Origin of the sequence: Streptomyces sp. NPDC006997 (assembly GCF_040635175.1) — a bacterium.
Classification (GTDB): Bacteria; Actinomycetota; Actinomycetes; order Streptomycetales; family Streptomycetaceae; genus Streptomyces.
In genome coordinates this window covers 40,254-66,231 of the sequence record NZ_JBEYHH010000019.1, presented here as the reverse complement: position 1 = coordinate 66,231, position 25,978 = coordinate 40,254, and the positions used below count along the sequence as shown (strand labels likewise).

The 25,978-nt window shown below is 68.9% G+C and carries 30 protein-coding genes and 1 pseudogene; 19 read left to right on the top strand and 12 right to left on the bottom strand.

Annotated elements, in window-relative coordinates; all coding sequences use genetic code 11:
* Positions 1 to 100: 100 nt before the first annotated feature.
* The 3 genes from ABZ659_RS20265 to ABZ659_RS20255 form a co-directional block, all read right to left on the bottom strand.
* Positions 101 to 1,594 carry a DEAD/DEAH box helicase gene (locus ABZ659_RS20265; RefSeq protein WP_360221625.1) on the bottom strand — a complete coding sequence of 498 codons (1,494 nt, stop codon included), beginning with the start codon at positions 1,592 to 1,594 and terminating at the stop codon, positions 101 to 103.
* Between the two features lie 208 nt (positions 1,595 to 1,802).
* Positions 1,803 to 2,006, bottom strand: a complete 204-nt coding sequence (locus tag ABZ659_RS20260) for a cold-shock protein (RefSeq protein ID WP_010985872.1) — start codon at positions 2,004 to 2,006, stop codon at positions 1,803 to 1,805.
* A 189-nt stretch (positions 2,007 to 2,195) separates the two neighbouring features.
* Positions 2,196 to 2,525 (bottom strand): MerR family transcriptional regulator, encoded by a 330-nt coding sequence (locus ABZ659_RS20255; RefSeq protein ID WP_360221621.1) that lies wholly within the window; start codon positions 2,523 to 2,525, stop codon positions 2,196 to 2,198.
* A gap of 159 nt (positions 2,526 to 2,684) precedes the next feature.
* On the opposite strand from ABZ659_RS20255, the gene ABZ659_RS20250 reads away from it, so the two are divergent.
* The 4 genes and pseudogenes from ABZ659_RS20250 (at position 2,685) to ABZ659_RS20235 (ending at position 5,718) form a co-directional block, all read left to right on the top strand.
* Positions 2,685 to 3,464, top strand: a complete 780-nt coding sequence (locus ABZ659_RS20250) for a maleylpyruvate isomerase family mycothiol-dependent enzyme (protein ID WP_360221618.1) — start codon at positions 2,685 to 2,687, stop codon at positions 3,462 to 3,464.
* A gap of 258 nt (positions 3,465 to 3,722) precedes the next feature.
* Positions 3,723 to 3,871, top strand: a pseudogene (locus ABZ659_RS20245) (LacI family transcriptional regulator); the annotation flags it as partial.
* A 315-nt stretch (positions 3,872 to 4,186) separates the two neighbouring features.
* On the top strand, positions 4,187 to 4,627 hold the full coding sequence (locus tag ABZ659_RS20240) for a hypothetical protein (protein WP_360221924.1): 441 nt from the start codon (positions 4,187 to 4,189) through the stop codon (positions 4,625 to 4,627).
* A gap of 239 nt (positions 4,628 to 4,866) precedes the next feature.
* Positions 4,867 to 5,718, top strand: a complete 852-nt coding sequence (locus ABZ659_RS20235) for a hypothetical protein (protein ID WP_360221615.1) — start codon at positions 4,867 to 4,869, stop codon at positions 5,716 to 5,718.
* 12 nt (positions 5,719 to 5,730) lie between these two features.
* Here the strand turns inward: ABZ659_RS20235 and ABZ659_RS20230 are convergent, their stop codons facing one another.
* The 7 genes from ABZ659_RS20230 to ABZ659_RS20200 all read right to left on the bottom strand — a co-directional run bounded on the left by ABZ659_RS20230 (position 5,731) and on the right by ABZ659_RS20200 (position 10,702).
* A complete protein-coding gene (locus ABZ659_RS20230) occupies positions 5,731 to 6,474 on the bottom strand; it encodes a F510_1955 family glycosylhydrolase (protein ID WP_360221612.1) in 744 nt (247 codons plus the stop codon).
* Positions 6,475 to 6,733: 259 nt separating this feature from the next.
* Positions 6,734 to 7,369, bottom strand: coding sequence for a DUF305 domain-containing protein (locus ABZ659_RS20225; protein ID WP_360221609.1), 636 nt, complete (start codon positions 7,367 to 7,369; stop codon positions 6,734 to 6,736).
* Positions 7,370 to 7,485: 116 nt separating this feature from the next.
* Complete coding sequence (locus tag ABZ659_RS20220; RefSeq protein ID WP_360221606.1) at positions 7,486 to 7,902, bottom strand: DUF6153 family protein; 417 nt, start codon at positions 7,900 to 7,902, stop codon at positions 7,486 to 7,488.
* Between the two features lie 309 nt (positions 7,903 to 8,211).
* Positions 8,212 to 8,637 carry a PIN domain-containing protein gene (locus ABZ659_RS20215; protein WP_360221603.1) on the bottom strand — a complete coding sequence of 142 codons (426 nt, stop codon included), beginning with the start codon at positions 8,635 to 8,637 and terminating at the stop codon, positions 8,212 to 8,214.
* Entirely contained in the window at positions 8,634 to 8,912 is a 279-nt protein-coding gene (locus tag ABZ659_RS20210) for a CopG family transcriptional regulator (RefSeq protein ID WP_360221600.1), read from the bottom strand. Before ABZ659_RS20210 ends, ABZ659_RS20215 begins: the two co-directional genes overlap by 4 nt.
* Positions 8,913 to 8,976: 64 nt before the next feature.
* Positions 8,977 to 9,906, bottom strand: coding sequence for a phosphorothioated DNA-binding restriction endonuclease (locus ABZ659_RS20205; RefSeq protein ID WP_360221597.1), 930 nt, complete (start codon positions 9,904 to 9,906; stop codon positions 8,977 to 8,979).
* Positions 9,907 to 10,291: 385 nt separating this feature from the next.
* Positions 10,292 to 10,702: a hypothetical protein gene (locus ABZ659_RS20200; RefSeq protein ID WP_360221594.1), complete on the bottom strand. Its 411-nt coding sequence runs from the start codon at positions 10,700 to 10,702 to the stop codon at positions 10,292 to 10,294.
* Between the two features lie 1,095 nt (positions 10,703 to 11,797).
* Here ABZ659_RS20200 and ABZ659_RS20195 point away from each other — a divergent pair.
* The 4 genes from ABZ659_RS20195 to ABZ659_RS20180 all read left to right on the top strand — a co-directional run bounded on the left by ABZ659_RS20195 (position 11,798) and on the right by ABZ659_RS20180 (position 14,512).
* Positions 11,798 to 12,544, top strand: a complete 747-nt coding sequence (locus tag ABZ659_RS20195; protein ID WP_360221591.1) for a hypothetical protein — start codon at positions 11,798 to 11,800, stop codon at positions 12,542 to 12,544.
* Between the two features lies 1 nt (position 12,545).
* Complete coding sequence (locus tag ABZ659_RS20190; RefSeq protein ID WP_360221588.1) at positions 12,546 to 13,412, top strand: DNA-processing protein DprA; 867 nt, start codon at positions 12,546 to 12,548, stop codon at positions 13,410 to 13,412.
* A 72-nt stretch (positions 13,413 to 13,484) separates the two neighbouring features.
* Entirely contained in the window at positions 13,485 to 13,931 is a 447-nt protein-coding gene (locus tag ABZ659_RS20185) for a GntR family transcriptional regulator (protein ID WP_360221585.1), read from the top strand.
* Between the two features lie 11 nt (positions 13,932 to 13,942).
* Positions 13,943 to 14,512: an HD domain-containing protein gene (locus tag ABZ659_RS20180; RefSeq protein WP_360221582.1), complete on the top strand. Its 570-nt coding sequence runs from the start codon at positions 13,943 to 13,945 to the stop codon at positions 14,510 to 14,512.
* Here ABZ659_RS20180 and ABZ659_RS20175 read toward each other — a convergent pair.
* A complete protein-coding gene (locus tag ABZ659_RS20175) occupies positions 14,500 to 14,973 on the bottom strand; it encodes an NUDIX domain-containing protein (RefSeq protein WP_360221579.1) in 474 nt (157 codons plus the stop codon). The genes ABZ659_RS20180 and ABZ659_RS20175 overlap by 13 nt on opposite strands.
* On the bottom strand, positions 14,973 to 15,740 hold the full coding sequence (locus ABZ659_RS20170) for a helix-turn-helix transcriptional regulator (protein WP_360221576.1): 768 nt from the start codon (positions 15,738 to 15,740) through the stop codon (positions 14,973 to 14,975). Before ABZ659_RS20170 ends, ABZ659_RS20175 begins: the two co-directional genes overlap by 1 nt.
* Before the next feature lie 592 nt (positions 15,741 to 16,332).
* Here ABZ659_RS20170 and ABZ659_RS20165 point away from each other — a divergent pair.
* The 11 genes from ABZ659_RS20165 to ABZ659_RS20115 all read left to right on the top strand — a co-directional run bounded on the left by ABZ659_RS20165 (position 16,333) and on the right by ABZ659_RS20115 (position 25,793).
* Complete coding sequence (locus ABZ659_RS20165; RefSeq protein WP_360221909.1) at positions 16,333 to 16,623, top strand: hypothetical protein; 291 nt, start codon at positions 16,333 to 16,335, stop codon at positions 16,621 to 16,623.
* Positions 16,624 to 16,646: 23 nt separating this feature from the next.
* Positions 16,647 to 17,072: a Pycsar system effector family protein gene (locus ABZ659_RS20160; protein ID WP_360221906.1), complete on the top strand. Its 426-nt coding sequence runs from the start codon at positions 16,647 to 16,649 to the stop codon at positions 17,070 to 17,072.
* Positions 17,069 to 18,211 carry a conjugal transfer protein gene (locus tag ABZ659_RS20155; RefSeq protein WP_360221573.1) on the top strand — a complete coding sequence of 381 codons (1,143 nt, stop codon included), beginning with the start codon at positions 17,069 to 17,071 and terminating at the stop codon, positions 18,209 to 18,211. Before ABZ659_RS20160 ends, ABZ659_RS20155 begins: the two co-directional genes overlap by 4 nt.
* Positions 18,208 to 19,032 carry a phosphoadenosine phosphosulfate reductase gene (locus ABZ659_RS20150; RefSeq protein ID WP_360221570.1) on the top strand — a complete coding sequence of 275 codons (825 nt, stop codon included), beginning with the start codon at positions 18,208 to 18,210 and terminating at the stop codon, positions 19,030 to 19,032. The genes ABZ659_RS20155 and ABZ659_RS20150 overlap by 4 nt, the downstream gene beginning before the upstream one ends.
* Before the next feature lie 77 nt (positions 19,033 to 19,109).
* A complete protein-coding gene (locus ABZ659_RS20145; RefSeq protein ID WP_360221567.1) occupies positions 19,110 to 21,335 on the top strand; it encodes a cell division protein FtsK in 2,226 nt (741 codons plus the stop codon).
* Between the two features lie 141 nt (positions 21,336 to 21,476).
* Positions 21,477 to 21,728 (top strand): hypothetical protein, encoded by a 252-nt coding sequence (locus ABZ659_RS20140; protein WP_360221564.1) that lies wholly within the window; start codon positions 21,477 to 21,479, stop codon positions 21,726 to 21,728.
* 18 nt (positions 21,729 to 21,746) lie between these two features.
* Complete coding sequence (locus ABZ659_RS20135; RefSeq protein ID WP_360221557.1) at positions 21,747 to 21,941, top strand: hypothetical protein; 195 nt, start codon at positions 21,747 to 21,749, stop codon at positions 21,939 to 21,941.
* Between the two features lie 16 nt (positions 21,942 to 21,957).
* Positions 21,958 to 22,425 carry a hypothetical protein gene (locus ABZ659_RS20130; RefSeq protein WP_360221554.1) on the top strand — a complete coding sequence of 156 codons (468 nt, stop codon included), beginning with the start codon at positions 21,958 to 21,960 and terminating at the stop codon, positions 22,423 to 22,425.
* 12 nt (positions 22,426 to 22,437) lie between these two features.
* Entirely contained in the window at positions 22,438 to 22,905 is a 468-nt protein-coding gene (locus tag ABZ659_RS20125) for a hypothetical protein (RefSeq protein WP_360221551.1), read from the top strand.
* Positions 22,906 to 23,041: 136 nt separating this feature from the next.
* Entirely contained in the window at positions 23,042 to 23,917 is an 876-nt protein-coding gene (locus ABZ659_RS20120) for a bifunctional DNA primase/polymerase (RefSeq protein ID WP_360221548.1), read from the top strand.
* Positions 23,918 to 24,245: 328 nt separating this feature from the next.
* Positions 24,246 to 25,793, top strand: a complete 1,548-nt coding sequence (locus tag ABZ659_RS20115) for a YfjI family protein (RefSeq protein ID WP_360221903.1) — start codon at positions 24,246 to 24,248, stop codon at positions 25,791 to 25,793.
* Positions 25,794 to 25,978 lie beyond the last annotated feature (185 nt).

Genomic DNA, 25,978 nt, shown 5'->3' with positions numbered 1-25,978 from the left:
GCTGGCTCTACGGGGGTGTACGGGCCCTACGGGCTGTGCTGGCTGTACCGGCTGTACCGGCACTGCCCCGGCACTATCGGCACCACTGGTTTCACTGGCTTCACTGGCTCTTGGGACTGCTGGAGGACGACGACGGACGACGACGGCGTCCGCTCCTGCCACTCCGTCCGCTCCCGCCGCCCTGGCCACTCTGGCCGCCCTGGCCGGAAGCGGGAACCCTGCCGTGCTTGGGCTGCCGCCTGGACTGCGCCTTGGCCCCCGGCTTGGACTGCCGCTTGGGCTGTTCCACCACCGGCGCGGCGATGGTCACGGGAACCCCGGAGGGGGTGCGGGCGCCGGTGATGCGGTGCAGCTCGGGTTCGCCGGAACGTACCCGGGTGCTGCGGGCGGTGATCCCGGCGTCGGCCATCAGCTGGTCCACGGCGCGTCGCTGGTGCGGCAGGACGAGGGTGACGACGGTGCCGGACTCGCCCGCGCGGGCGGTACGGCCGCCACGGTGCAGGTAGTCCTTGTGGTCGCCGGGCGGGTCGACGTTCACGACGAGGTCGAGGTCGTCGACGTGGATGCCGCGGGCGGCGACGTTGGTGGCCACCAGGACGGTGATGTGGCCGTCCCTGAACTGGGTGAGGGTCCGGGTCCGCTGCGGCTGGGACTTGCCCCCGTGCAGGGCGGAGGCGCGCACCCCGACCGACAGCAGGTGCCGGGCCAGCCGGTCGGCGGCGTGCTTGGTGTCCAGGAACATGATCACGCGCCCGTCGCGGGCGGCGATCTGGGTGGCGGCGCTGCGCTTGTCCTCGTCCTGCACGTGCAGCAGGTGGTGCTCCATGGTGGTGACGGCGCCCACGGCCGGGTCGACGGAGTGGACCACGGGGTCGTGGAGGTAGCGCCGTACGAGGAGGTCCACGTTGCGGTCGAGGGTGGCGGAGAACAGCAGCCGCTGACCGCCGGGTACGACCTGGTCGAGCAGCGCGGTCACCTGGGGCAGGAAGCCCATGTCGGCCATCTGGTCGGCCTCGTCCAGGACGCTGACGGTGACCTGGTCCAGACGGCAGTCGCCGCGGTCGATGAGGTCCTTGAGCCGACCGGGTGTGGCGACGACGACCTCGGCACCGTCGCGCAGGGCGCGGACCTGCCTGCTGATCGCCACCCCGCCGACGACGGTGGTCAGACGCAGCCGCAGGGCGCGGGCGTACGGGGTGAGCGCGTTGGTGACCTGCTGGGCGAGTTCGCGGGTGGGGACGAGGACGAGGCCGAGGGGCTGCCTGGCCTCGGCCCGCTGCCCGTCCAGCCGGGTCAGCAGCGCCAGTCCGAACGCGAGGGTCTTGCCCGACCCGGTACGGCCACGTCCCAGGACGTCCCGCCCGGCGAGGGCGTTCGGCAGGGTCGCCGCCTGGATCGGGAAGGGCACGGTCACGCCTTCGGCGCGCAGGGTGGTGAGCAGCCGCTCGGGCATGTCCAGCTCCGCGAACTCGGCCACGGGGGGCAACGCCTCGGTGAGGGTGACCGGCGGGGCGAATTCAGTGGGACGGGCGGCGCGGGTCGTGCGGGTGGTGCGGGGGCCGGTGGTCCGGGAGGTCCTGCGGCCACGATTCACACGGTCAAGACGAGTCACGGGAGGGGAAACCCTTCGTCGATGCGGCACGTATCGAGGAAGGCTCCCGGCGGCAGGGTGAGAGGGGGCGAAGGGCCGCACCGGAAATTCACGAGACTGAGCCGAGAGGAAAAGAAGAAAAACTAAAAGATAAAAGAAATGAGCTGGGGCCCGCGCCCCAAGAGCGCGGGCCCCAGCTGCACAGTCAGCGTCAGGCAGGAACGATGTTCTCGGCCTGCGGGCCCTTCTGGCCCTGCGTGACGTCGAAGTTCACCTTCTGGCCCTCCTGAAGCTCGCGGAAGCCGGAGGTGGCGATGTTCGAGTAGTGGGCGAACACGTCAGCGCCGCCGCCGTCCTGCTCGATAAAGCCGAAGCCCTTTTCCGCGTTGAACCACTTCACGGTGCCAGATGCCATATTGAATCTCCCTTTGGGGCCTGCCGGAATCCGCACTTTGCGAACACCGAGTCGCCGCGTTGATCACCCCTCCGAAAGAAAGATGTAACCAAAACTGCAACTGCTATCACGCTAACACAGGTCGGACGAAACCCCCACGTCAATCAAAAACCTCAACCGCGAGCGGTACGGAACCCTGCAACGGCGAAACTAGTTTTCGTCATCCAGCTTCCTCCGTATCTCGGCGTTCTCGCGGAGGGCCTCCCCGAGCTGGTCCTCCAGGGAGAGGATGCGGCAGGCGGCCTCGATGGGGGTTCCCTGGTCGACCAGCTCCCGGGCGCGCGCGGCGATCCGCAGCTGCCGACGGGAGTACCGCCGGTGCCCGCCCTCCGACCGCAGCGGAGTGATCAGCCCCGCCTCGCCCACGGCCCGCAGGAACGCGGGGGTGGCACCGAGGACGTCGGCGGCGCGCCCCATGGTGTAGGCGGGGTAGTCGTCGTCGTCGAGACTCCCGGCACCAGGAGATTTCTGCTCAGGCATGACACCTTCGAATGGAAGACATGGCGAGGAATCCACCAGCAACCCTAACGCCCCACCCACCCGAAACCTGCGCCGGCGAAGACAGCTTCACGGCTGAGGGGACACCGCCAGCCACGAAACCGCTGTCCGCCCACCGAAGCACGGTGATAGACACTCGGTGTGGCCATCACACTTGAGTTCCCCACCCTGCTGCGCCTGCTGGACGAGCGGTCGACCGCCTTCCGCGCCGCGGTCGCCTCCGCGCCCAGCCTCGACGTCGAGGTGCCGACCTGCCCCGGGTGGACCCTGTTCGACCTGGTGCAGCACCTGGGCGGGGGAGACCGCTTCTGGGCGGCCGTCGTCAGCGCGGGCCCGGCGGACACCCCACCGGTCACCGCGGTCACCGCCCGCGCCACCGTATCCGCGCCGCGCGACCGCGAGGCCCTCCTGACCTGGCTGACCGAGTCGACGAACCTGCTGCTGACCGCCCTGCGCCAGGCAGGCCCGGACAACGGATGCTGGACCTGGTGGCCCGCCTCGCACTCCCCCCGGACCTCCGGCGCCGTCGCCCGACACCGCGTCCAGGAGACCGCGGTCCACACCTACGACGCCCAGCTCACCCTCGACGCCCCCCAGCCCCTGCCGGACACCCTGGCCCTCGACGGCGTCGACGAGTTCCTCTCCACCTGCTGCGCAACCCCGTCCCCCTGGCCCCACACCCCCACCACGTTCGACTTCCACACCCTCGACGGCCACTCCTGGCGCATGACCGTCGACGAGACGGGCGCCCACCCCGTCCCCCTCACCGCCATTCCCCCCACCACCCCCGGCGTCTCCCTCCAAGCCACCCCCAGCGACCTGGTCCTCTTCCTGTACGACCGCCCCCCGACCTCCCCCGTACAGATCACCGGCGACCCGTCCCTGATCGACCTCCTCCGCGCCTGGGAACCAGAGGAGTAGCCCCCACGGGAAGCCGACGAGCCCAGCCCCCGAACTGGTTTCTCACTGGCGGGGTGGCGGGAATCGAACCCACGACCAGCGTGGGTGCGGGCGTGTTCGGCGTCGAGTGTGTCCAGCTCGTCGAGCGCTGCCGCATGTTCGTCCTCGGCGACGGGGCCGTGTTCCTCCCGCAGCCAGTCGACCGGTTCTCGGAGCCGGTCCCGGTCGCGCTTGAAGCGCGGCGCCTCGGCGACGTACGCCGAAAGACGCCGCTCTGCCCCGATCGCCAAGGGCCTCACGCCCCATGGCCTGCGCCACACTCACCGGACCGTGGCGGAGGACCTGGCACGGAGAAGGAGTGGACGGACGAGCGCATGGGCCACATCGACGGCTCGGTCTCGGCGCGCTACGCCCACGTGACCCCCGGGCGGGGCGCACGCACACGAAGCGGTACCCCGGGGAGTCCAAGCGGGACGCGATCGCGCTCGTCGATTCCTCGGGCAAGACGGTCACCGCCGTGGCCCGGCAGCTCGGCACCAGTTGCCACAGCCGCTGCGCACGGCTGTCTCCCGACACTCCCACCCGGGGGCCCGACTTGTGACTGTGTGCGCGAGGCCGCGTGCATGAGGACTGAGGAGCACTCGGCCAGGTCCCGGGGGCCGACCCGACGGACCATGGGTACGCTGATGCCGCCAGCACGGGGACGAGCACTCCGCCCAGGGGCGCGGACGAGGGGCGGCAACGTGACGAGGACAGCCGGAGCGACCAGGGGTCTCCTGGCGCGCCTGCTGCTGCTCGGCCTGCTCCTCATCGGCCTCGGCGTCGTCCATACGCTCGCCCATGCCGACGCCCATGACGGCATCAGCGGACACACGACGGCCCGCCACTTCGACCTGGCTGCTGCGGACCAGGAACCGCCCACTGGGTGTCGCGAACATCACCGGCACGAGACGGGCACGTCCGGCGAAGCCCTGCACCCCACGGCCGCCGTTGCCACCGCGGACCCGGACTCCCTGCCCGAGGCCGACTGCTGGGCCTCCGCACCCACCGGGACGTGGCCAGTCCCCTCGGCTCAGCTCGCGTCCGGGACCACGACCGACCCGCACGGGGCGCTGCCCGCCGACGGGCTCCTCAACTGCCGCGCACCCATCTCACCCCACGCGCTGGGAGTCTTGCGGATCTAGAGAGGAGACCCGCGCCGACGGCACCGCCATGCCTCTGCGCGGCTGATGGTTCCGGTCCGTCGCTCCGGTGAGGGGCTGACCGACCGCTCTCCCCGTCCGCGTTCTCCGGGCCGCCGTCCAGCGCCCTGATGTGCCGTACGCCCGTACAGCGCATCAGGCCACACGGCCGACCCGTGCCGAAAGGTCTCACTGTCCCCGTGTCCCAGTACCACGTTGCCGCAGCTCGCTCAGTCCGCTCCATGCCGGTACCGCCGCACGCTCCCCGACCGACGCACCCTCCCCACCCGACAGCGCCGGACAGTCCGCACCTGTTCGATGGAGGCGGCACCGGGCCCACGCCGCGCCGCGCGGAACCGGCGCCGTACGAGAGCCGGACCGGCGGGCGGCGCGGGCGTCGCCGGGCGCCCAAACGCACCCCGCTGCTCGGTGACTACCTGGGCTATGCCGCGACCTTCGTCGGAGCCGGGCTGATCAGCGGCGCCATCGTGCACCACCCGCTCGATCCCACCCGCTACACCGTCATCGCCGTCATAGGCGCCGCCGTCTTCCTCTGCGCCACGATCCTCAACGAGTTCGTCCTCACCCGCAGCCGCCCCGGTGCCGCGAAGGTCTGCGGTGTGGTCGCGGCCTCCCTCGCGCTGTCCTTCGGCATCGGCATGCTCAGCGGCGGGCTGCAGCACTTCGAGGACTTCCCCGAACGCGCGGCGATGCTCATCCCCTTCGGTCTCGCGCTCTCCTTCGTCTCGTACGTGCTGCGCCACCGTCCCGACCGGTGGCGCGGCATCCTCGGCCCGGCCGGGATCCTGGTGGCGGTCACGGCGGCTGTCGCCTTCGTCGGGTTGAAGGGCATCGCCCAGGAGATGGCCGCACAACCGGCCGGCGACGGCCACGGCCACAGCCACGGGGAAGAGCCCGCCACCGGCACCGAGCCGGAGACCACCGGGACAGACGGCCACCAGCACGAACCCCGCTCCTCCGAGAGCCCGGCCCAGGGGACGGCTCCGAGTGGCCGTCCGAGTGAGGAGCCGACGGCCACGGCTCCCTCCTCGTCGGCTGCCGACGGCCATGGCGAATCAGGGCACAGCCACTGACGGGCCGCGCGCTCAGTGCCCTTCGGCGGAGGACATGGGCAGCCGCCGGGTGAAGGTTCTGCCGCCGTCGCGCGACTCGTACACCCCGTCCTGTGTGGCGACGAGGACGCGCTTGGCGTCGACGGCGGTCAGGGCCTGGGGCTGCCCGCCCGGAACGGTCCCGGTCTTCTGCCAGTTGGTGCCGCCGTCAGTGCTGCGGTGCAGGCCGCCGACGAGGTCGACGCCGTACAGGGCGTCGGCGGCGGGCCAGGACAGGAAGGCGAGAACCTGCCCAGACCCCGTGCGGAACTTCCGGCCGCCGTCGGTGCTCGCGGCGACGCCGTCCTGCGTGGTGGCCAGCACGACACCCCGGTGCTTCGGGCTGACGGCGATGTCCAGGGCGGCGAGCTGGGCGCGGTCGTCCCAGGACGTCCGGTCCGCGCTGACACGCAGCAGGCCACGGGTGCTGTCGTAGCCGTAGACGCTGTCGTGCGCGTACTCCAGGGAGTGGAAGTCGGTGGTGCCGCCCAGGGACAGGGTCTTCCAGGTCTTGCCGGAGTCCGTTGACTGGATCAGGCCGCGGTCGCCGTGGTCGCCGCTGCCCTCGGCCGGGTGGCCGCTGCCCAGGAAGGTCTTCGGCCCGATGACGGTGAAAGCCATGTAGTCAGCCGTGTCGCCGACCCGCTGGGCGGTGCCATCGTCGGCCACGGCGATCACGCCTTCGTGGGTGGCGACGTACAGACGATCGTCGGCCGGGTCGATGCCCAGACCGTGCACGTGACTGACGGTGAGGTCGCCAGAGCCTTCGCCCGACGCCGTGTCGGACGAGCTGTCTGTGTGGGAGGAGCATCCGGCCAACACGGCCGTGAGGATGGCTGCGGTGATGGCGGTGGCAGCGTGGGAACGAGTCTTCATGCTGAGGATCTCCCGGTATGGCGCGAGGAGGGACGGCGAGCAGGGCTCAGGGACTGGCGCAGGACGTGCCCGCACGGGGGCCGGGCTGCGCGGACGCAGGCCCGGCCCCGTGCGGAGGTCGTCAGCTCTTGCCGAGGAGCTTGTTCATCTCCTCGATCTCGGCGTTCTGCGCGGTGATGATGTCGTCGGCCAGCTTCTTGGCCGGCCCGTACCGGCCCTTGTCCTTCTCCGTGGTCGCCATCTCCACGGCGCCCTCGTGATGCTCGACCATCATGGTCAGGAACATGGTGTCGAAGCCCTTGCCGGGCGCCTCCATCAGCTCGTCCATGTCCTCGGCGTCCATCATCCCGGGCATGTCAGGGCTGCCGGAGTGACCGCCGTGGTCCATGCCCGGCATCGAGGAAGGCGCGTCTTCGCCCCAGGACTCCAGCCAGCCGGACATCGTCTCGATCTCCGGGTCCTGGGCCTTCTCGATGCGCGCGGCCAGGTCCTTGACCTCGGCGCTGGACGCCTGACTGGCGGCCATCTCCGACATCTGGATGGCCTGCTGGTGGTGGGGGATCATGTCCTGCGCGAAGGAGACGTCCTGGGCGTTGTGGGCGCCGGCGGTGTCCTCGGCACTGGCTGAGGCCGACGTCTGCTTACCGGAGCCGGTGCCGGAGCCGTCGTCGCCGCCGCAGGCGGCGAGGACGAGGGCGGCGGTCACGGCCGTGGTGCCGAAAGCGGCCCGACGGACGAGGGAACGGGTGCTGGTCATGGTGGTACTCCTGCGGTCTGCGAAGGATGCTGCGCCGAGCGGCGCGGGACATGGCTGAGTGCCGCGGCCGCTCGCAGGGGCACAGTCGGCGAGGCGGGATACGGCTTGGTCTCGTCCTAGATCCGCAGGAGTTGCAGTTCGGCCAGCGTGGGCGGCGCTCGACCGCCGTCGGGCGTGGTGGCGAGGAACCCGTGGCTGCTGTCGGCGGGCGCCGCCGTGCCGACAGGGTCGGGCAACGGCGCTGGAAGGACCGGTCCCGTGCCGACTGCTCCGGACGCGCACGTCGCATCGGCGTGCTCGACATGGCCGCCGCAGCTGTCACCGTGGCAGACGTGCTCGTTGCCTGCCCTCGCCATCCCGGCGTGCGCGGAGGCGAAGGAGGAGTGCGGGGTGTCGGCGGCCACGGCCACGCCCGGACTGAGGGTGTGCATGCCGAGAAGACCGACCAGGAGTCCGAGCACCAGCAGCACCCGCCACCGCCCACGGGGCGATCGCGCGGGGTGGAGCTGCACACGGGCTGTCACGACCCTCATGCTACGGAAACGCTCGGCTCCGCGTGGGCGGGCGGGCATTCGACCTCTGGTCGTTGCTTGCGGAGGCGCCGAACGCCGAACAAGGCCCGCCGCAGCTGATCGATACCGGGTAGTCCGCCCAGGCCGTCCGGCGTGCGCTACACCCGGCACGGTTAATGAGCTTTCCTGCCCGGATTGTGTTTGCGCAGGTCAGGTGGGTGGTCCCGGTTGGTCTCGGGTGGTGTGGAGGGGGCTTCGGGAGCAGGGTGGCTCCCAGATGGCTCCCAAGGGTGCTGCTGCCTGGATGGTGCTGGAGAGGTGCGGGTCGGGTCACACCTTCTTGACGACGATCGTGTCCGGGACCAGCTTCTCCAGGTCGTCGACGTCCGAGGTGAAGACGGTGACCTGTCCCCTCTGCTGTCGCGCGATGACGGCGAGCACGGCGTCGATCGCGTACTTGTGGCCGTGCAACTTGGCGTCGGCCAGAAGTCGACGCGCCTGGCGGGCCTCGTCCTTCCCGATGTCGACGACCTGGAGCCGGGACAGTACCCAGTCCCAGCGTTGCTCGGTCGTTCTGCCGTCGTACGCCTCGACCAGTGTCATCGGGGACGTCACCACTTCGGCCTCCCCGCGTGCCGCGAGGTCGAGCCAGGCGATCACCTTCCGGTCGCCGCGTACCGCAAGGGACAGGGCTTCACAGTCCAGTACGAAGACGCGGAGGGGTCGCTGTCCCTGCTCACCGGCTCGCTTCTTCACGCAGCCTCTCCGGCGTTGTGCTTTCCGGCGTTTCGACGCCGCTCGTGTTCGGCGTCGAGTTCGTCCAACTCGACGAGCGCTGCCGCATGCTCGTCTTCGGTGACGGGGCCGTGCTCTTCCTGCAACCAGTCGACCAGTTCCAGGAGCCGGTCCCGGTCACGCTTGAAGCGCAGCGCCTCGGCGACATACGCCGACAGGCCCCGCTCTGCCGCGTCCGCGCGGATCTCGTCCAGGAGGTCCTCGGGAATCGTCACGGTTACCTTCTTCGTTGCCATACAAGAGACCATACTCCCGGTATTGCACTCCTTACCAGCGGGTCACGTGATAGGCGCTCGGCGATCAGGCGGCCGGGGCGGGGCGTGGGCTGCCGTGGAAGACCTGGCTGGTGTGCCAGGAGCGGTGGACCGCCGCGACGGGACGGGCACCCGGTTGAGGTCCGATGAGCTGGCGGCCGGCGAGCGCTATGACGTGCTCGCGGGCGGCGGGGCTGTGGCCGACGAAGCGCTGCGAGACCAGGATGCGGTGACTTCCCCCACTCTCGGCTTCGCTCGAGCGGGGGGACCCCCATCCGATGCCGAGGACGCCCTTGTCGAAGAGTTTGTGGTGCAGCGAGCACAGGCACAGGCCGTTGTCGACGTCGTCAGGGCCGTCGAACGCCCACCAGCGCACGTGCGCGGCCTCCAGCCCGACCGACACCGCGCCGATCCTGCCGTCGTAGCCGCAGAAGGCGCACTGGTACTCGTATGCCGTCAGGACCTGCTCCCGCATCCGGGGATCCCGCCGCCCGCGCACGGCCGAGAACTGTTCGCTCTCCGTCGGCTCCACCTCCAGGCCGACGGCTTCGCACAGGTCGCCGTGGAGCGAGGGCGGGAAGTTCAGGTCGAGCAGGACCCGTGCCATCCGGCCGAGCAGCGACGGCTCGCGCCGCAGCGCCGCCCGTAGTTCCGGCGTCAGCCGCCCTGCGGCTCCGATCTCCCGCAGCTCCCGTACGCCACTGCCGGGGCTGCCCGGTCCGCGATCGGTACGCACCTCCCACACGCCGTCGCTCACCAGATGGTGGAACGGGTAGGCGGGCGTCGTCTTGTTGGGCGGTCCGTACTCGGCCAGCAGCCGTCTGAGGTCGTCCTCCACCGCGCTGTACCGCAGTTCACCGTCGGCGTCCCGCTGGAAACGCCCGAGCGCGTACAGGAACAGCAGCGGCTTGTGCGGAGCGCGGGTCCCGCTTCTGCTCCACTGCCTCAGCTTCGCGGTGCGCTCCAGCCAGTCCATGACCGACGATCGTAGTGGCGTTGGGGTGCGGTGGTATTGAAGGGGCTTGGGGAGTGGGGCGACTCCCAGATGGCGCCCGGACGCCGTGGGGCCACTGGCTTCGTGCCGACGTTGCCTGTTGCGGCCTAACGAGTCGTGCCGAGGCGACTACGACGGGTCTCAATCAGGTGCCGCCATCGTTCGCGCGTCTGTCGTTCTCCGTCGATCCACCGAGCTCGCGCGGTGTGCCCGGGGAACGGAAGGCCGGCCATGAAGTGAGCTGCCCCGAGTTTCGTAGAGTCCGATCTTGATGGTTCAGGCGGACTGCGGGACTTGCTCCTGGCTCCGCCAGAAGGCTTCCTCGTACTCGGCGGGCGGGCCGCGCACGCGGACTGCGGTGCCGGTGTCATGGCAATGGACTGCTGTGTGGTAGTCGGCGTCTGGAAGATCCATCCAGATGGTGCGGCTGCGGCGTTGGAGGAGGGCCTGGACGCCCACCTTCCCCCGTTTCGTCGTCTGGGTGCCGCCTGAGGTCCGTCACCAGACCGTAGATCACATGCTCGCGGCTGTAGACGCTTGTCTTGAGCTGGTCGGACACCCTTTCCACGATGGCGATGGCCTCGCGGTTGAATTCGACCTCGAGTGGAGTGCCGGCCGGTGCCGCCGCCACCCGAGACCAGTTGAACGTGATGTCCAGGCTGTCGACTGCCTCGCTGTTCACGACCTTCGACAGCGCTTGGCACAACTCGTAGGAGACGCCCTCCCCAATGGAGTCGGTGATCTCACTGGGAGTGGGGACCCTGTCGGTGCCAGCCATCTCCTCCAGTACGCCTAGCGCTCGCGGCGTGTGCCTCGTCAGCCCGCATGTCGGCGTCCGTCCTCCGTTGTCCGGGCTCGTCGATATTGCTCAGCACTGACAGGCACGTCGCGTTCGTCGAACGAGCCCCCTCCGCGGCCCATGTCCACAGGGCATGACGGAGCTCCCAGGCTCGGAGTTCTGAGGCACCTCCACGGTCGAGTCGGCGACTGGTCGTTCGCGAACGTGCAGGTGCGGGTCGGCGCAGCTGAGACATGTTGCTAATGCTCGACGATCACCTGTTGGGAGACGCCGACCAAGATCTTCTCCCGGACTTCTCCCAAACGATCACCGGAGACGCAGGAAGGGCCTGATCCGTTTCCGGATCAGGCCCTTGACCTGGTACTTCACTGTCGGGGTGGCGGGATTTGAACCCACGACCTCTTCGTCCCGAAGCAATCTTGGTAGTGATCAGACCAGGGAGAATCAAGGCGCTGACCTGCTCCGACTGTCCCTGAACGTGCGTGGACGTGCGCCACCGTACGCGGTCGTTGTCACGCAGTTAGACACACAGGTTGCGCGGACGCCGGCGTTCCCAGGACGGATGAGACCTGATCCGATACCAGGCCCCATCTGGCTGGACGCTTGAGGTCAGCGTGCGCAACGGATGTTATCCACAGGCCCTCACGTGGTTGCCCGCTACGGCATACGGTGCTGCTCCCTGTTCAACGACCCGGGAGCGCGGATGCCGTACAAGTCGAGGCTGACGTTTCAAGTGGAGCCCGCTGCTTACACAGCACTGGACAGGCGGGCGGGCGGTGCGGCGGGTTGGCCGCCGTCGACGACCTGGTGCACGCACTGCCTCGATCGTGCACGAGGCCTGTTGTCAGTGCCCACGTCCATACTGCCCTCATGACCAGATTCGAACGTGTGATCCATTGCTGCGAAGGGCTGACGGGCAAGCGCGAGAGGGCTCCGTGATCCTTGAGACAAGCCTCCCCCGTGTCACTAGGCTGACTTGGTTAGCCAGTTGGTGGAGGGGGTGGCCAGGTGCGCATCGTGTGGCCCGCATTCATACCGGATGGTCGTGCGAACCGCCTGAAGGAGTACGCGCTGATGAAGCTCGCCGAGAAGGTGGCGCCGGATCGGTGGCTCTATCTTTGCGGCCCGGAGGAAGTAGCGCACCAGATACGGCTGCTCGGTAAGTGCACGCCTGAAGAACTCGCGGACGAAAAGAGGAGGGAATGGACTCATAGATTCCATCTAGTGGAATCAGATAAAGAAGAGCTCCGTTCCGTGTGTGAACTCCTTAAGGTCGTTTTATCTTTGACGACAAAGGATGACCTCGACTTCGCGATCGCCTTCGATTGGTACAAAGATCCAGTCGGGGACGATCCCATGAAGTGGCCTAACACGGAATCTGGTGAGCTCATTTATCGAAGTAAGTACTACTCGCCGGGAACGGCTAGAAATAGGGCTCGAACGGAACTGCTGGACAAATTTTCCAGCGTGATCGATAGGCATCCTCTTCTTCGGGAATGCCCTAATATCGTAACAGTTCCAGGCCATAAGGCGGACGGGCAGAGCTTCGGGGAGCAGCTTGCGGCTAAAGTGGCATCGGGTACCGGCAAGCAAATCATACGAACGGAATCTCCGGGTGGATCGCGGCCTCAGGCTAAAGAGGGGACGGCGGCAATAGCTGACGGTCACTTCGCAATGCCTGGCGGGATTTCCGGCGACGTGATCGTCTTGGATGATGTTTATAGGAGCGGCACGACAATGAATGCAGTCGCTAGAGCAGCGAAGCGTGCTGGTGCACGGCGCGCCTTTGGTCTGGCGGCGGTGCGAACGATGAGGAACTGAGATGTCTCAAAAGAAATATGACTCGATGTTCCTAGCTCTGGTTGCCTTCGAGACGGCAAGGACCCCGGCGCGCATAGACGCTGTACTGCGCGAAAAGGGGCCCGCAGGGCTGGAGGAACTAGCACTCGACCTAGACGAGGCAGTGACTCAAGCGTGCCGCCAGAAGGCGGCAGCGCTGGCTGAGCGCGGGGTCTATGCCGTCCTGCGTGGGGAGTCATCCTATCCGGACATGTTAATCCATCGGGAGAAGTCGAGCGCTCCTGTGCTTTTCTGCTACGGCAATGCAAACTTGCTGAAAGCAGAAGGAATCGGAATGTGTGGCTCCCGTGCTGTTAGTGATCTAGGCCTTAAAGCAGCGATTGCTTGCGGGGAAGAGGTGAGTAACCGTGGCTTGAGTGTGATTTCGGGATACGCGAAGGGCGTGGATACGGCTACTCACTTGGCGGCACTCCGTAGCGGGGGCTCCACGGTTATAGTCCTTGCCGAAGGGTTTGACCACTTCAAGGTCAAGAAGGCTTTTGCTGAGGATTTCGATCGCGATCGTGTACTTGTCCTCTCGCAGTTCCCGCCCACCCAACCCTGGCTAGCCCATGCCGCAATGACGAGGAATAGGATCATCTACGGTCTAGGCCGGGCGCTTGTGGTTGTCGAAGCGGGAGAGCGGGGCGGGACACTGGCCGCAGGTGAAGGCGCCATCCGGATGGGTCGGCCAGTCCTGGTTCTGAACTTTGGAAAGGAAACCCCTGCCGGAAACAGAATTCTGCTCGGCAAGGGGGGATTTCCGGTTGATTCGCGCGAATCACTTGGCCGCATCCTTGATAAGCGACCTCGCAACAACGGCGCTTCACAACTAACTCTGCCTGTTTGATGGCCTCAACCCCTCCCACGTGCCTGTGGCACCCTTGGCATCGAGTGTCGGAGTGAAGCGAGAGGAGCCGAAGTGCCGGAGGCCAGTCCGCGCGGAACCTACCTGGTCATCGCAGAGGCACTGCGAACCGCGATCGAAGAGGGGGAGGGCATCGAGACCCTGCCGTCGGAAGCCGACATGATGCGGTCGCACGGCGTCGGCCGCAACACGATCCGTCGCGCCCTCAAGGTTCTCGAAGCCGACGGCCTTGTTGAGTCGGCCCCCGGAATTGGGTGGCGCGTCGCTAAGGGTGAGGACCGCCGGTCTCTCGCCGAGCGTATGACCGACGTGATCGCAGAGGACTCGCTGTCGGTGGGCGACACGTACCCGTCCGAAGCGAAGCTCTGCGAGCGGTTCGGCGCGTCTCGTACTGCCGTGCGCCGTGTCCTTGCCCAGATGGAGGGAAACGGCCTGCTCGCCACGGTCCACGGCAAAGGGCGAACCGTGCGCGCTCTCCCGACTCCCACCGGCCGGCCGTAGTCTTGGCAGCCATGGGACTGACTGAGTGGGCGTACGCGCTCTCTGAATCGCTGCTTTCCGATCCGCTCCCGCGCCGGTGGGCGCACTCGCTCGGGGTCGCCAAGCGCGCTCGCTCCCTGAGCCCGATTCTGGGAGACGACGCGGAGCTGTTGGAGGCCGCCGCCGTGCTGCATGACATCGGCTACTCGCCAGCCATTGCCGCCACGGGGTTCCATCCCTTGGACGGTGCGCGGTTTCTCAGGAATCAGGAAGGTGCGGACGAACGGGTTGTTCGTCTTGTGGCGCATCACTCCTGTGCCTTGCTGGAAGCGGAGGAACGCGGACTTCGGCAGGAACTTGAGGGCGAGTTCGAGCTAGAGCGTCCCGACCTGGTTGACGCCTTGCTCTACTGCGACATGACGACGACGCCGGACGGGACGCAGACGACGCCGACTGAGCGGTTGGATGAGATCGTGCAGCGATACGGCCCCGACACCATCGTCGGGCGGTTCATCCAGCGCGCGGCCCCCGAGATCCATGCAGCGTCGAAGCGCGTAGGGGAGCGGATGGCGGACGCCTCCGTTGGTGGTCAGCCGATGTAGGGCTCTCGCCGCGCGGCATCGAGACCGTGCCGGATGCGCAACATCATCGAAGGGTGGATGTCCAGCCCGTCAAGGTCCGCCGGATCAATCCATCGGACCTCTTTCGATTCGCTGCTTGTCCGTAGGGAACCGCCGACCGGGTGGGCCCGGAAGCAGATGGAGAACTGTTGCCGGACCTCGCCGTCGTCGTACGCCAACACGTGCTCGGGGTCGGTGTAGAGCCCGACGATGTTGTCTACCTCAACGTCGATGCCGGTCTCTTCACGTACCTCACGAACGACCGTGTCCGCGATGCGCTCGCCGATGTCGTGGCCACCACCAGGCAGGGCCCAAAGGTCGTTGTCGGTCTTGTGGATGAGCAACAGCCGTCCCGCATCGTCCCGGACAACCGCCGTCACCGACGGGACCACCGAGTTGGCCTCAGGGGCGTGCGGGTCGCGGAAGTAGTCAATCCGGCTCATCAGCGTGTGCCTTCCCAATCGGCGGGTGACGAGATCGGACGGGCCGACTGCCACACCTTTTCAACGCTCTCAGCGTAGGCGTCGAAGAGTTCACCGCCGGGGACGCGTCGCAGATGGAGCACGGGAGCCATGTAGGCGCCTACCCCGTAGAGGTGGCCGTTCGCCAGCATCTCGTCATCGGCCCGGTAGATCGAGTTGTAGAGCGTGGTGCCGTGCAAGCGGAACTCGACACCCGGGAGGCCGAAGAGCGGGGCGTAGTTGATGAGGGCGTTGCGAATCTTGCCCGCCATCGCGGCGCCGATCCCTTCGTCGTCGCCCCTCACGGCCACGGCCGGCGAGTCCGGTTCTCCCAGCATGAAGCGGATGGGGACTCCGTCAGCCGCCTTCTCCTTCACGATGCGGTGAAACGTCGCATCCTCGGTGAGCCAGAACCCCGAGTACACCAGTAGGTCAAACTGCCGGGTCGCCTTGGAGTACAGGTTGGTCCAAAGGGTCTGCATCACGACGGACCGGTGCGGATACAGCCTGACCAACTCTGCGTTGCCGGTTGCGGTCACTTCGGCTGACGTGCGTTCGTCCGGCCAGAGGTACGAGACTTCGCACTTCAGAAGTGAGGCGGTCGCGTACTGGAAGCGGCGATACGGCTTGCGGTCCGGGTCGTTGATCCAGCGTTCGACCGTCTTGGCCGAGACACCGAGACGTTCGGCGACCTCATCAAGGGTCAGGCCCAAGTCGACTATCGCGCCGCGCAGTCGCTCGTTCGCCACGTCCAACCTCCGCTCAGTCGGGACGACTTGGTACGACTTCACGCTAGCTAAGAACGACCTGAGTCGTACAGGTGCGAAGTCGAGCGTCGCGGTCGTCGGCGCCACTCTGTAGGTACATCGAGCGCGAGGGGCGCGCGAACTCCAACAGCCGAAGGGCTTGACGGGGCGAACTCCCCTCTGCAGGATGAGGAACACGTAATACATGTTCCTCTCGATCAGGAAGCTTCGGCGATCCGATCGAGCGCACGAAATGGGCCCCGAGAGGGGTCATGAGGCCCCGCTTCGGCGGGGGCGAGGGACCCGGGGCCCTTGGCACTCCCGGAGGGCTTAGACCGAAAGGTCACGTCTCCATACGCCTGAAACGGGAGCCCGTGTTCCCGAAGGAGACAGCGCATTACCCCACCTCGCCGCCGTGCTTCGGCCCGGCGGCTGGCTGCCTCCCCCGCTCGTCTCGTACGAGCGGGGCTGAGGGGAGCCGGAACAGTGCCCAACCTCCCGCCGCACTCGCGGCCCGGCTTTCCGGGCGGTCGCCTCTCGCCAAAGACCGCGACCGCACCGGCACCCCTTCGACGTCAGGAGTTCTGTCATGCGTATGCGCACCTTTGTTGGGGACCAAGAGGCCCACGGTGAGGCCGAGTTCGCTGAACTGGCCCTCGGTATCGACATCGACCTGTTCCGGGGCCCGCTGGAGTTCGAGACGGACGACGAGCGTGCGGCCCGTGAGGACGCGGCCCGTGACGTGCTCGCCGACCTGGTCGCGATGGGCGAGGCCGGTGACGAGATCGCCGGTTGGGACGCCTTGTACGCCGACGCGCTGACCCGCACGGTGCCGTTCCTGCGCGCCGTGCGTGGCCACCGATCGGGGACGGGGGAAGCGGCGTGACCACCACCGCTACGCAGAACCTGATGGCCGCGCACGCTGAGGTGAAGGCGGAGATTGCGCGGACCGACGCCAAGACGGCGCTGTTGCTGGCGTTCGTCGGGGCGGTGCTCGCCGGTGCGTGGACGGTCGCCCGTGACCTGCCGTTGAACGTCCCCGCGTACGTGGCGGGCGGGTTGGGGCTGGCGCTGCTGATCGGGGCGGCGGGTCTGCTGCTGTGGTCGGTGCGCCCCAACATCAAGGGGCGGCACGGTTTCCCGCTGTGGGCCACGCTCACCGCGCAGGAGATCACCGACGTTGCCGCGTCCCGGGACCTCGCCGCTGACATCGCGGGTCTGTCCCGGCTTGCGGTCGCCAAGTTCACCTGCCTGCGCCGCGCGGTCGACCTGACGTGCGCGAGCGGGGCCCTGCTCATCCTGTCCGTCGTGTTCGCCCTGGGAGGTGTGGCATGAGCGAGACCCGTAAGCCTCTGACGAAGGTTCAGGTCGGTGTGCTGACGGCCGCGTTCGTGCCGATGCTGGCCACGGGCGTGGTCGGCGGTATCGGCACGTACAGCAACATCGGGCATGCCTACGGCACCGGTACCGCCCTCGGTGCTCTCGGCGCCGGTGAGGGCGCGACGGCCGTGCTCGCCCTGGTTCTGCTGGGCCTGACCATGCTGGGCCAGTCCTCCCCGCGCGTCGTACGGATCGGGCTGTGGGCGCTGCCGGCCGCCGCCGCCGTCATGGGTGCGATGGCCGCGCCGGACGCGGGCCGGACGGTCGTCTACGCGCTGACCCCGATGGGCATGTCCGTCTCGGCTGAGGGCATGGCGTTCCTCGCCCGCCGCATCGTCGTCCACACCGATGGCCGCGACGCGGAGAACGAGCGGCACACCGCCGACATCGTGCAGGCTCTCGCCTACCACCGCGCCCGTGCCGCCCACCACCCCAGCGACCGGGTCAGGAAGCGGTCGGACCGGGCGTCATGGCGTCTGGCCCGCAAGGTCGGAGTCGGGGACGCGGCGCTCGGATCGAGGCTTCTGGATGTCCAGCGCGCCCGGGTGACCGCCGGTGCGGATGTCGCGCTCGCGTCGATGTTCGGCGGCTCTGCCCCCGCGCCCGCCCTCGATCCCGCCCCGGTCACGAATGCGGAGGAATCCACCGAGACTGTAAGGAATCGGTCTATGGCTGACCTGCGGGAATCGACCCCGGCGCCGTCGGTGGTGCTGACTCGATTCTCGGTGCCCGATCCGGTGGCGGTCGACTTCGTGAAGCCGACGCTCCCGCTCAAGCCCGTGCCCGCGATCGCCCCGGCGGTCGACCCGGTCAAGGCCGATCCGGCGCCGACCGGGCGGCGGGCGGTGGCGGCCGACTCTCCCCGGTCCCGCCGGGCGACCGGCAAGGTTCCGGTCGTGGCGAGGTCGCCCCGACCGAAGCGCACGGCGGATCAGTTGCTCGCTGAGGCCCGGACCGCGACCGCCGATTGGCCGGACAGCCGGATCACGGCGGAGGGCATCCGCCGCGAGATCCGTACCTCGCCGGCGAACGCGCGGACGCTGCGGGACACGCTCCTTGCGGAGCGGGCCCGCACGGCGGAGGTGGCGTCATGACCACCCCTGTCGTCGCGCCGGTCAAGGCGTTCAGTTTCGGTGGCGGGGTGCAGTCGACGGCCGCCCTGGTTCTCGCGGCCACGGGTGAGCTGGACTTCCGCACGTTCCTCATGGCGAACGTGGGCGACGACTCCGAGCACCCCGGCACCCTCGCCTACCTGCGCAAGTACGCCATCCCGTACGCCGAAGCGAACGGCCTTGAGCTGGTCGTCCTGGACCGGGTGATGAAGCGCTCGGGTGAGGTCCGCACGCTGTATCAGGACCTGACCCGGGAGGGCTCGCGGTCGCTGAAGATCCCGGTGCGGATGTCGAACGGGGCCCCCGGCACCCGTTCGTGCACGGCTCAGTTCAAGATCAAGGTCATCGGCGATGAACTCAAGCGCCGTGGGGCGACGAAGGACGCGCCCGCGACGGTCGGGATCGGGATCAGCCTCGATGAGATCTCCCGGGCCAACAACCGGCGCTGTGAGCCGCATGAGCGGATCGAGTATCCGCTGTTGGAACGCGGTATCCGGCGTATCGACTGCGCCCGCATCATCCGTGAGGCCGGTTTGCCGGTGCCGCCGAAGTCGTCGTGCTGGTTCTGCCCGTTCCACCGCCCCGAGACCTGGCACGACATGCGCCGCGACGAACCCGACCTGTTCGAACGCGCCTGCCAGCTCGAAGAACTCCTCAACCGCCGCCGTGACGAACTCGGCAAAGACCACGTCTGGCTGACCCGGTTCAACCGGCCGCTGCGCGCCGCGATCCCGGACGGCGTGGACACCCTGCCGTTCGACGAGTGGGACTCCGGATGTGACTCCGGATGGTGCATGACCTGACCACCCCTGCCGGGCCCGGCCGCCCACCTTCCACAGCAACCGGCCGGGCCCCCAACTCCCGAAGGAGCACGTACATCGTGACCGAGACGACGACGTTCACGCCCGCCGGGGACCCGGAGGGCACCGAACAGCCGACGGCCGACATCGTGCCGTTCCCGCTGAAGAAGACCGACCCCGCCGACCCGGTGACGCCGGCCGGTGTGGTGAAGCCGGGGGAGTGGGAGGCCGAACTCCCCGACACCGACGACCCGGAGGCCGACGGCCTGAGCGAGGGGGCCCCGGTCGACCCGCCGCGCGAGGTCTACCCGCCCTCGGTCGCGGAGTGGATGGAGGCCAAGGACAAGGCCCGTCTGCCGGTGCTGCCGGACTGGGTGAAGCTCCCTGACCAGCGCACGGCTGTCCGCAAGTGGGCCATCCGGCACTACTCCGCCGTGGTCGGCTACCACGCCGTGCGGCTTCCGCTGGTCTACACGCCGAAGATCTGCCTGTACTCGCCGCGCGGCGCGTGGCGGTGGTCGACCGCGATCGGCCGGTGGGTGTTCGACGCGGAGGGCAAGGCTCTGCGGCTCGCCTCTGTGGCGAACGAGGACGCGGCGGAGTACCTGAAGCTGTCGCGGCAGCGCAACGACCGTGTCCGGCTGCGGGGGATCGTGGCGACGATCGCCGGTTTCGTCGGTCTGGCCGCCGCGCTGACCCTGTACGTCATGGCGCCGTCGTGGCTGCTCATGCTGGCCGTGGCGACGCTGACCACTACCCTCGGTGTGGTCGGGGCCCCGGCGGACCGGCCGCTGATCGGCCTGGCCAAGGTGACGTTCCGCAAGCGCAAGCTGTCCTCGGACATCGTCATCCGCGCGCACGAGGTGGCCGGGCTGACCAGCAAAGACCAGACCATCGCCTTCCCCCGGCCGATCGGCCGTGACGGGGACGGCTGGCGCGTGGTGGTGGATCTGCCGTACGGCAAGACGTTCGAGGACGCGATGAAGGCTCACGCGCGTCTCGCGTCCGGTATGGACATCGCCCCCACTCAGCTCTTCCTCGACAAGGACGAGACGAGCGGGCGGCGGGTGTCGTACTGGATCGCCGACCGTGACCCGCTCGCCGTGCCGTCGGGCAAGTCCCCGCTGCTGGGGGCGACGCGGGTGGACTTCTGGAAGCCGTTCCCGTGGGGTGTCGACGAGCGCGGCAACCCGGTCATGGCCACCATGCTGTGGCTGTCGCTGCTGGTCGGCGCCGTGCCGCGTCAGGGCAAGACGTTCTCCGCCCGCACGATCGCGCTCGCCGCCGCGTTGGACCCGTACGTCAGGCTGTACGTGTTCGACGGCAAGGCGTCGCCGGACTGGCGCACGTTCGCCAAGGTCGCCCACCGCATCGGGTTCGGCATCGTGCCCAAGAACGGGTTTGACCCGGTTCAGCACCTGCTGACCTCGCTGCGGGAACTCAAGGCGGACGTCGAAGACCGGTACCACCGGCTCTCCGAACTGCCGCTGCACGTCTGCCCGGAGGGCAAGCTCACCCCGGAGATCAGCCGGGACAAGAAGCTGAACATGCCCCTGACCCTGTTCGTGGTGGACGAGGTGCAGGAGTACCTGACCCACCCCGAGCACGGCAAAGAGATCCTGTCCCTGATGGTCTACCTCGCCCGGGTCGCCCCGGCCGTCGGTGTCTCGGTGATGACCGCGACGCAGAAGCCGGACGACAAGGCGTGCCCCTCGGAGCTGCGTGACCAGCACCAGGCCCGGTTCGCCCTGCGGGTCGGCGCCTACCAGGTGTCGGACACCATCCTCGGTGCGGGCTCGTACTCGGAGGGGCTGGACGCGTCCAAGCTGCTGAAGTCCCACAAGGGCGTGGGTCTGCTCAAGGGCATGTCGGACGACTCCGGGATCGTACGGACCTACCTCGCCGACGGCCGCGACGCCGACCGCATCCTGACCCGCGCCGCCGCCCTGCGCGAGGCCGAAGGCACCCTGTCCGGCGACGCGGCCGGCGAGGCCCCGGCCCCGGAGACGTCCGTGACGATCCTGGACGACGTCGCGACCGTGCTCGGTAAGGGCGAGGCCAAGGTGTGGTCCGAAACCATCGTGGACCGGCTTGCCGACCTGCGCCCGGATGTTTACGGCCCGTGGGCGGAGCTGGAGGCCAAGCCCAAGGCCGAAGCGCTCACCGCCGCGCTCAAGCCGTACGGGGTGGCCACCGAGCAGATCAGCCGCCGCATCGACGGCAAGGTGGTCAACAAGCGCGGCATCAAGCGCGAGGACATCGCCGCCGCGATTACGGAGCGCAACAATAAGCGGGACGCCGGATAGGTCCCCGGGGTCGCTTGCGCAAGCACAGAGCGTCGCTTGCGCAAGCGACCCCGCTAGCGACCCAAACAGCCCCTGATCAGGCCGCTAGCAACTAGCGGCCGACCTGCGAAAACCCCTCCAACCCCCTCAGAGAGGCCCCTGATGAGCCTTGCTCTGCTCGCTTCCGCCTGCCTACTGATCGTCACCCTCGGTTACGTCGTCAAGTGCTGGCTGAGCCCGTTCGGGGACTGCCGCAAGTGCGACGGCATGGGCCACGGCTTCAAGACCGACCGCAAGGGCAAGACCCGGCGCGGCAAGGACTGCCGCCGCTGCCACGCCACCGGCAAGCGCATACGCGTCGGCCGCTGGATCTACAACCGCGCCGCGCGCACCTACCGCGCCGGCACCCGCTGAGACCCGCCCGGAGGCCCCGTGGACATCACCATCTCGCTCGTTCTGCTGCTCGCCGTCGGCGTCGCGCTGCTGCTGCGCTTCAAGGCCGTCGGCGCCGGTGCGGCCGTCGTCGTCGCGCTCTTCGGCTTCTACCTCGCCGGCACCGACGCGAGCGACACCGTCAACCAGCTCGTCACCGCCGTCACCGGCGCCCTCGCCGACGCCGGCCGCTAGAAGGGAGACCAGCACCGTGAACGAACCCACCGCGTACGGCCGTCCGGCCGGACACGAGACGGCGGCCGTGGAAGTCCACACCCCCACCCCGATCGTCCCCGCCCACACCGCCCCGCTCATGCCCGTGCAGTCGGGCACCATCCCGGCCGTGGCGAGCGTCGTCCTCCCGGACGGCCGGGTCGTCACCGGCTACGCCATCGGGCCGGCCAAGCCCGAACCGGTCGCGCACAAGCCGGCCGTCTCCCGCGCGGCGGTGAACATCGCGCTTGGGGGCGTGGGGTTCCTCGCCGTGTGCGGCGGACTGCTCATGCTCACCGCCTTCATCACCGCTCTGACCGCCCTGGTCACCCAGTTCGTCATCCTCGCCGCCGTCATCTTCGGCGGCTGGATCGCCGTGCAGGTGTTCAGCGCGGGCGGCCACGGCGGCGGGACGACGGTCAACATCCGCAAGGCCGTCATCAAGCGGAACAAGTTCTACGGCTGACAGGAGTCCTTCGTGTTCGAGATCCGCGTCATCTGCGACCCCGCCGACACCGACCGCGTCACCACCGCACTGACCACCACGTTCGCCACCGGCGACGTGCGCCGGTACCCGACCCGCGACGGCAAGCGCACCCGCCTCTACCTCACCGCCGACCACCGCCCCGCTCCGGCGGACTGGCCCACCCCCGAGCAGGCATACGCGGGTGCCCCGAGCATCAACAGCGAGATCGGATGGATCTCCCACAGCCTCGCCGACGCCGAGTGCTACACCGAGCTTGACCGGGAGTTCTACCTGCGCAAGGCCGCCCTGCTCGACCGTATCGCCCTGCTCGACGAGCCCGACGCCCCGGACGGCGACGCCACCGAGACCGCGCACGCGGCGGCCGTGTTCCTGCTCGACATGGACCAGCCGGGCGCCATCTGCGACCCGCGCGCCTACGTCCGCCAGCAGTACGCGCACACGCTCACCGACTGCCAGTAGCTACGCCCGGGCGGGCGCCTCTCGCCAAAGACCGCGCCCGCCCGGTTCTCCGTCCCTTCGACAGAAACAGGAGACCTTCAGCATGACCCAACTGCGCGTTTTCGGCGAGGGCCCCTTGGCCCCGGCCACTCGATCGGTGCCCGAACGTCTGCGGGTCGCCCTCGCCCTCGCGGCGGCCGGCGTCCCGGTCCTGCCCCTGCGGGCGGGAAAGGTCCCGTTCGGCAACTGCCGTTCCTGCGCGGGCCGCCCGCCCCGGTGCGGCGGCCGACCCAACATGAAGGCGGCCGGGCCGTGCCGGTGCCCCGCGCCGTGCCACGCGTGGGCCGCCGCGACCACCGACCCGCACGTCCTCACCTCGCCCGTGTGGGCGCCTGTGTGGTGTGAGGCGGTGGCGGTCGCCTACCACCCCGGCGGGGCGGGGCTGACGGTGGTCGACCTGGACAACGCGGCGGCCGTCGCGTGGGCCTGCGAAACCCTCCCCGCGACCCGCGTCGTGTCGACGACGCGTGGTGAGCACTGGCTCTACCGGGGCGCCATGGCGTCGTCCAACGCGGTCCGGCCGGGCGTCGACATCAAGTCCCTGACGCAATACGCCCGTTGGCTCGGACCCGGAACCGGCCGTATGGCCGTTCTACCGGCGGCCGTCCGCGCCTTGGTGGTGAAGGAAGAGACCACCCCCGCCCCGGGGGAGGTGGCATCTTCCCTTCCCACCCGCGCCACGTGGTCGCGGCAGGTTGCCACCGGGTGCCGCCACACCGAGCGCTACGTCCGTACCGGCCTTGAACGCGGCCTCGCCCTCGTACGGGCCCGCACCGAATCCGGCGCCGGATCACAGGCGTTCGGGGTCGCCCGGTTCCTCGCCGCACAGCACACCGCGTGCCCGGGACCGTGCGGACTCGCGGCGATCGGCGAGGAGATCGTCACCGCCGCCGTCTCCGTGGGCGTCCCGGAGACCTACGCTCGCCGTGCGGTCGCCAACGGCCTTGAGACGGCTGTGGAGCGAGCGGCATGAACAAAGCATCCCGAACCCCCACGAACGGCCCTCAGGGCGCAGTACAGGGCCCGCCACGGCCGACCGTGGGCGAACCGAAGGTCGCCGCCCGCAAGGGCGTCCTTTCTGCCGTTGGTTCTGACCCGCAGACGGTCACCGTCACAGGCATCACCCCCGGGCTTCAGATCCAGTGCGAGGGCGTACCGGTCGCGGACTGGCTGTGTGCCTGTGGGCACCACGAACGCGCCCGGGGCCGTGCGGCCGTCATCAGGCTGACCGCCCGCGTCCGCGTCGGCGTCTGCCCCCACACCATCGCCGAAGGGAGGGCGGCCGCATGACTCCACAGCCTGTGGACAGCCCCGACCTGTGGGCCGGACTGCCCACCCTGGAAGACCCGCCCGGCGAGGACGACGCGGCACCGGATGTGTGGGAGGACCCCATTCCCCTCACCGGCCGCCGTGAGCGTCCGCCGTTCCCCGCCCACGTCCTCCCCGCCTGGTTGGGGGAGTTCGTGGCGGCCGTCGCGGAGGAGACGCAGACCCCGGTGGATCTCGCCGGTTCGATCGCCCTGGCCGTGCTCGCCACGGCGGCCGGCGGCCGGTCGGTGGTCCACGTACGCGGCAACTGGCGTGAGCCCACCAACCTCTACACCGTGGTGGCGCTCCCGCCCGCCAACCGCAAGTCCGCCGTCTTCGCGCTGCTGACCAACCCCCTGTATGAGGCGGAGAAGCAGCTCAAGACCGCGATGAAGCCCGTGATCGTGGAAGCGGAGTTGACGGCGAGGTTGGCCAAGGAAGCGGCGGACAAGGCCGCCGCCAAGGCCGCGTCCGCCGACGGCGACAAGCGCGATGAGATGGTGGCGACCGCCGTGGGTCTGGCGCAGACGGCCGACACGCTCACCGTCCCCGCCGAACCGGTCCTGTTGGCGGACGACTCGACACCCGAGACGGTCACCTCGCTCATGGCGGAACAGGGCGGCCGACTGTCGGTGATGAGCGCTGAGGGCGGCATCTTCGACATCATCGCCGGCCGCTACTCCGGGGCCCCCAACATGGAAGTCTTCCTGAAAGGGCACGCGGGGGACCGGCTGAGGGTGAACCGGCAGACCCGCCGCGAGTACATCGACGCCCCCGCCCTGACCATCGGCCTCGCCGTGCAGCCGGACGTGCTGCGGGACATCGGCAAGGTGAAGGGGTTCGAGGGGCGCGGACTGCTGGCCCGGTTCCTGTACTCCCTCCCCGCGTCCACGGTCGGCGAACGCGAGATCATCACCGACCCGGTCCCCGAGCAGACGGCCGCCACCTACACCGCGAGGGTCATCGACCTCACCCTGTCCCTCGCGGAGTGGACCGACCCTGCCGTCATCCAACTCAGCCCCGACGCCGACGCGGCCCTGATCGCCTATCAGAAGCGCATCGAACCGCAGCTCAAGGCACGCGGCGGCAAGCTGGGCCACATCTCCAACTGGGCCGGAAAGCTGGCCGGGGCGACCGCCCGCATGGCCGCGCTGCTGCACCTCGCCGAACACGGCGGCAACGGCTATGCCCACCCGGTCACCGCCGACACCATGAACGCGGCGATCGAGCTGGGGGAGTACTACACCGCTCACGCCCTCGCCGTGTTCGACGTCATGGGCGCCGACCCGGTCCTGTCCCGCGCCCGCAGCGTGCTGGAAGCGCTGAGGGACAACGGATGGGAGGACGTCAGCCGACGGGACGTCTTCACCGTCCTGTCCCGCAGCGAGGTTCCCACCGTCGCCGACCTCGAACCGGCCCTCGCGCTGCTGGAAGACCACGGCTATCTGCGGTCCTACCAGCCGGAGCGCACCGGCAAGCGCGGACGCCCCCCGGCGCCCCGCCTACTGGCCCACCCCGCCTTGCGGCAGGGCGGCCGGTGACACGGTCCGAACCCTCAACCCCTCCCGCACAAACCGCGAAATCCGCAATAAACCCCGGACACCCTCGCTGACCTGCGACGCGGACCCCGCCCCATCCCGGTCGGGGGCCCGTCGCGCAATCCCGCGATATTCCGCAAAAAACCGAGCACCACCCCCCGGGGCCCGGTCACCGACCGCCCCTGATT

Bases quoted from the DNA above. Each gene is read 5' to 3' on its own strand.
- ABZ659_RS20220 (WP_360221606.1), bottom strand. From the start codon at position 7,902: ATGAGGGTCGTGACAGCCCGTGTGCAGCTCCACCCCGCGCGATCGCCC.
- ABZ659_RS20210 (WP_360221600.1), bottom strand. From the start codon at position 8,912: ATGGCAACGAAGAAGGTAACCGTGACGATTCCCGAGGACCTCCTGGAC.
- ABZ659_RS20140 (WP_360221564.1), top strand. From the start codon at position 21,477: ATGAGCCTTGCTCTGCTCGCTTCCGCCTGCCTACTGATCGTCACCCTC.
- ABZ659_RS20190 (WP_360221588.1), top strand. From the start codon at position 12,546: ATGTCTCAAAAGAAATATGACTCGATGTTCCTAGCTCTGGTTGCCTTC.
- ABZ659_RS20150 (WP_360221570.1), top strand. From the start codon at position 18,208: ATGACCACCCCTGTCGTCGCGCCGGTCAAGGCGTTCAGTTTCGGTGGC.
- ABZ659_RS20260 (WP_010985872.1), bottom strand. From the start codon at position 2,006: ATGGCATCTGGCACCGTGAAGTGGTTCAACGCGGAAAAGGGCTTCGGC.
- ABZ659_RS20160 (WP_360221906.1), top strand. From the start codon at position 16,647: ATGGCCGCGCACGCTGAGGTGAAGGCGGAGATTGCGCGGACCGACGCC.
- ABZ659_RS20255 (WP_360221621.1), bottom strand. From the start codon at position 2,525: ATGCCTGAGCAGAAATCTCCTGGTGCCGGGAGTCTCGACGACGACGAC.
- ABZ659_RS20175 (WP_360221579.1), bottom strand. From the start codon at position 14,973: ATGAGCCGGATTGACTACTTCCGCGACCCGCACGCCCCTGAGGCCAAC.
- ABZ659_RS20205 (WP_360221597.1), bottom strand. From the start codon at position 9,906: ATGGACTGGCTGGAGCGCACCGCGAAGCTGAGGCAGTGGAGCAGAAGC.
- ABZ659_RS20155 (WP_360221573.1), top strand. From the start codon at position 17,069: ATGAGCGAGACCCGTAAGCCTCTGACGAAGGTTCAGGTCGGTGTGCTG.
- ABZ659_RS20225 (WP_360221609.1), bottom strand. From the start codon at position 7,369: ATGACCAGCACCCGTTCCCTCGTCCGTCGGGCCGCTTTCGGCACCACG.
- ABZ659_RS20180 (WP_360221582.1), top strand. From the start codon at position 13,943: ATGGGACTGACTGAGTGGGCGTACGCGCTCTCTGAATCGCTGCTTTCC.
- ABZ659_RS20200 (WP_360221594.1), bottom strand. From the start codon at position 10,702: ATGGCTGGCACCGACAGGGTCCCCACTCCCAGTGAGATCACCGACTCC.
- ABZ659_RS20165 (WP_360221909.1), top strand. From the start codon at position 16,333: ATGCGCACCTTTGTTGGGGACCAAGAGGCCCACGGTGAGGCCGAGTTC.
- ABZ659_RS20235 (WP_360221615.1), top strand. From the start codon at position 4,867: ATGCCGGTACCGCCGCACGCTCCCCGACCGACGCACCCTCCCCACCCG.
- ABZ659_RS20195 (WP_360221591.1), top strand. From the start codon at position 11,798: ATGAAGCTCGCCGAGAAGGTGGCGCCGGATCGGTGGCTCTATCTTTGC.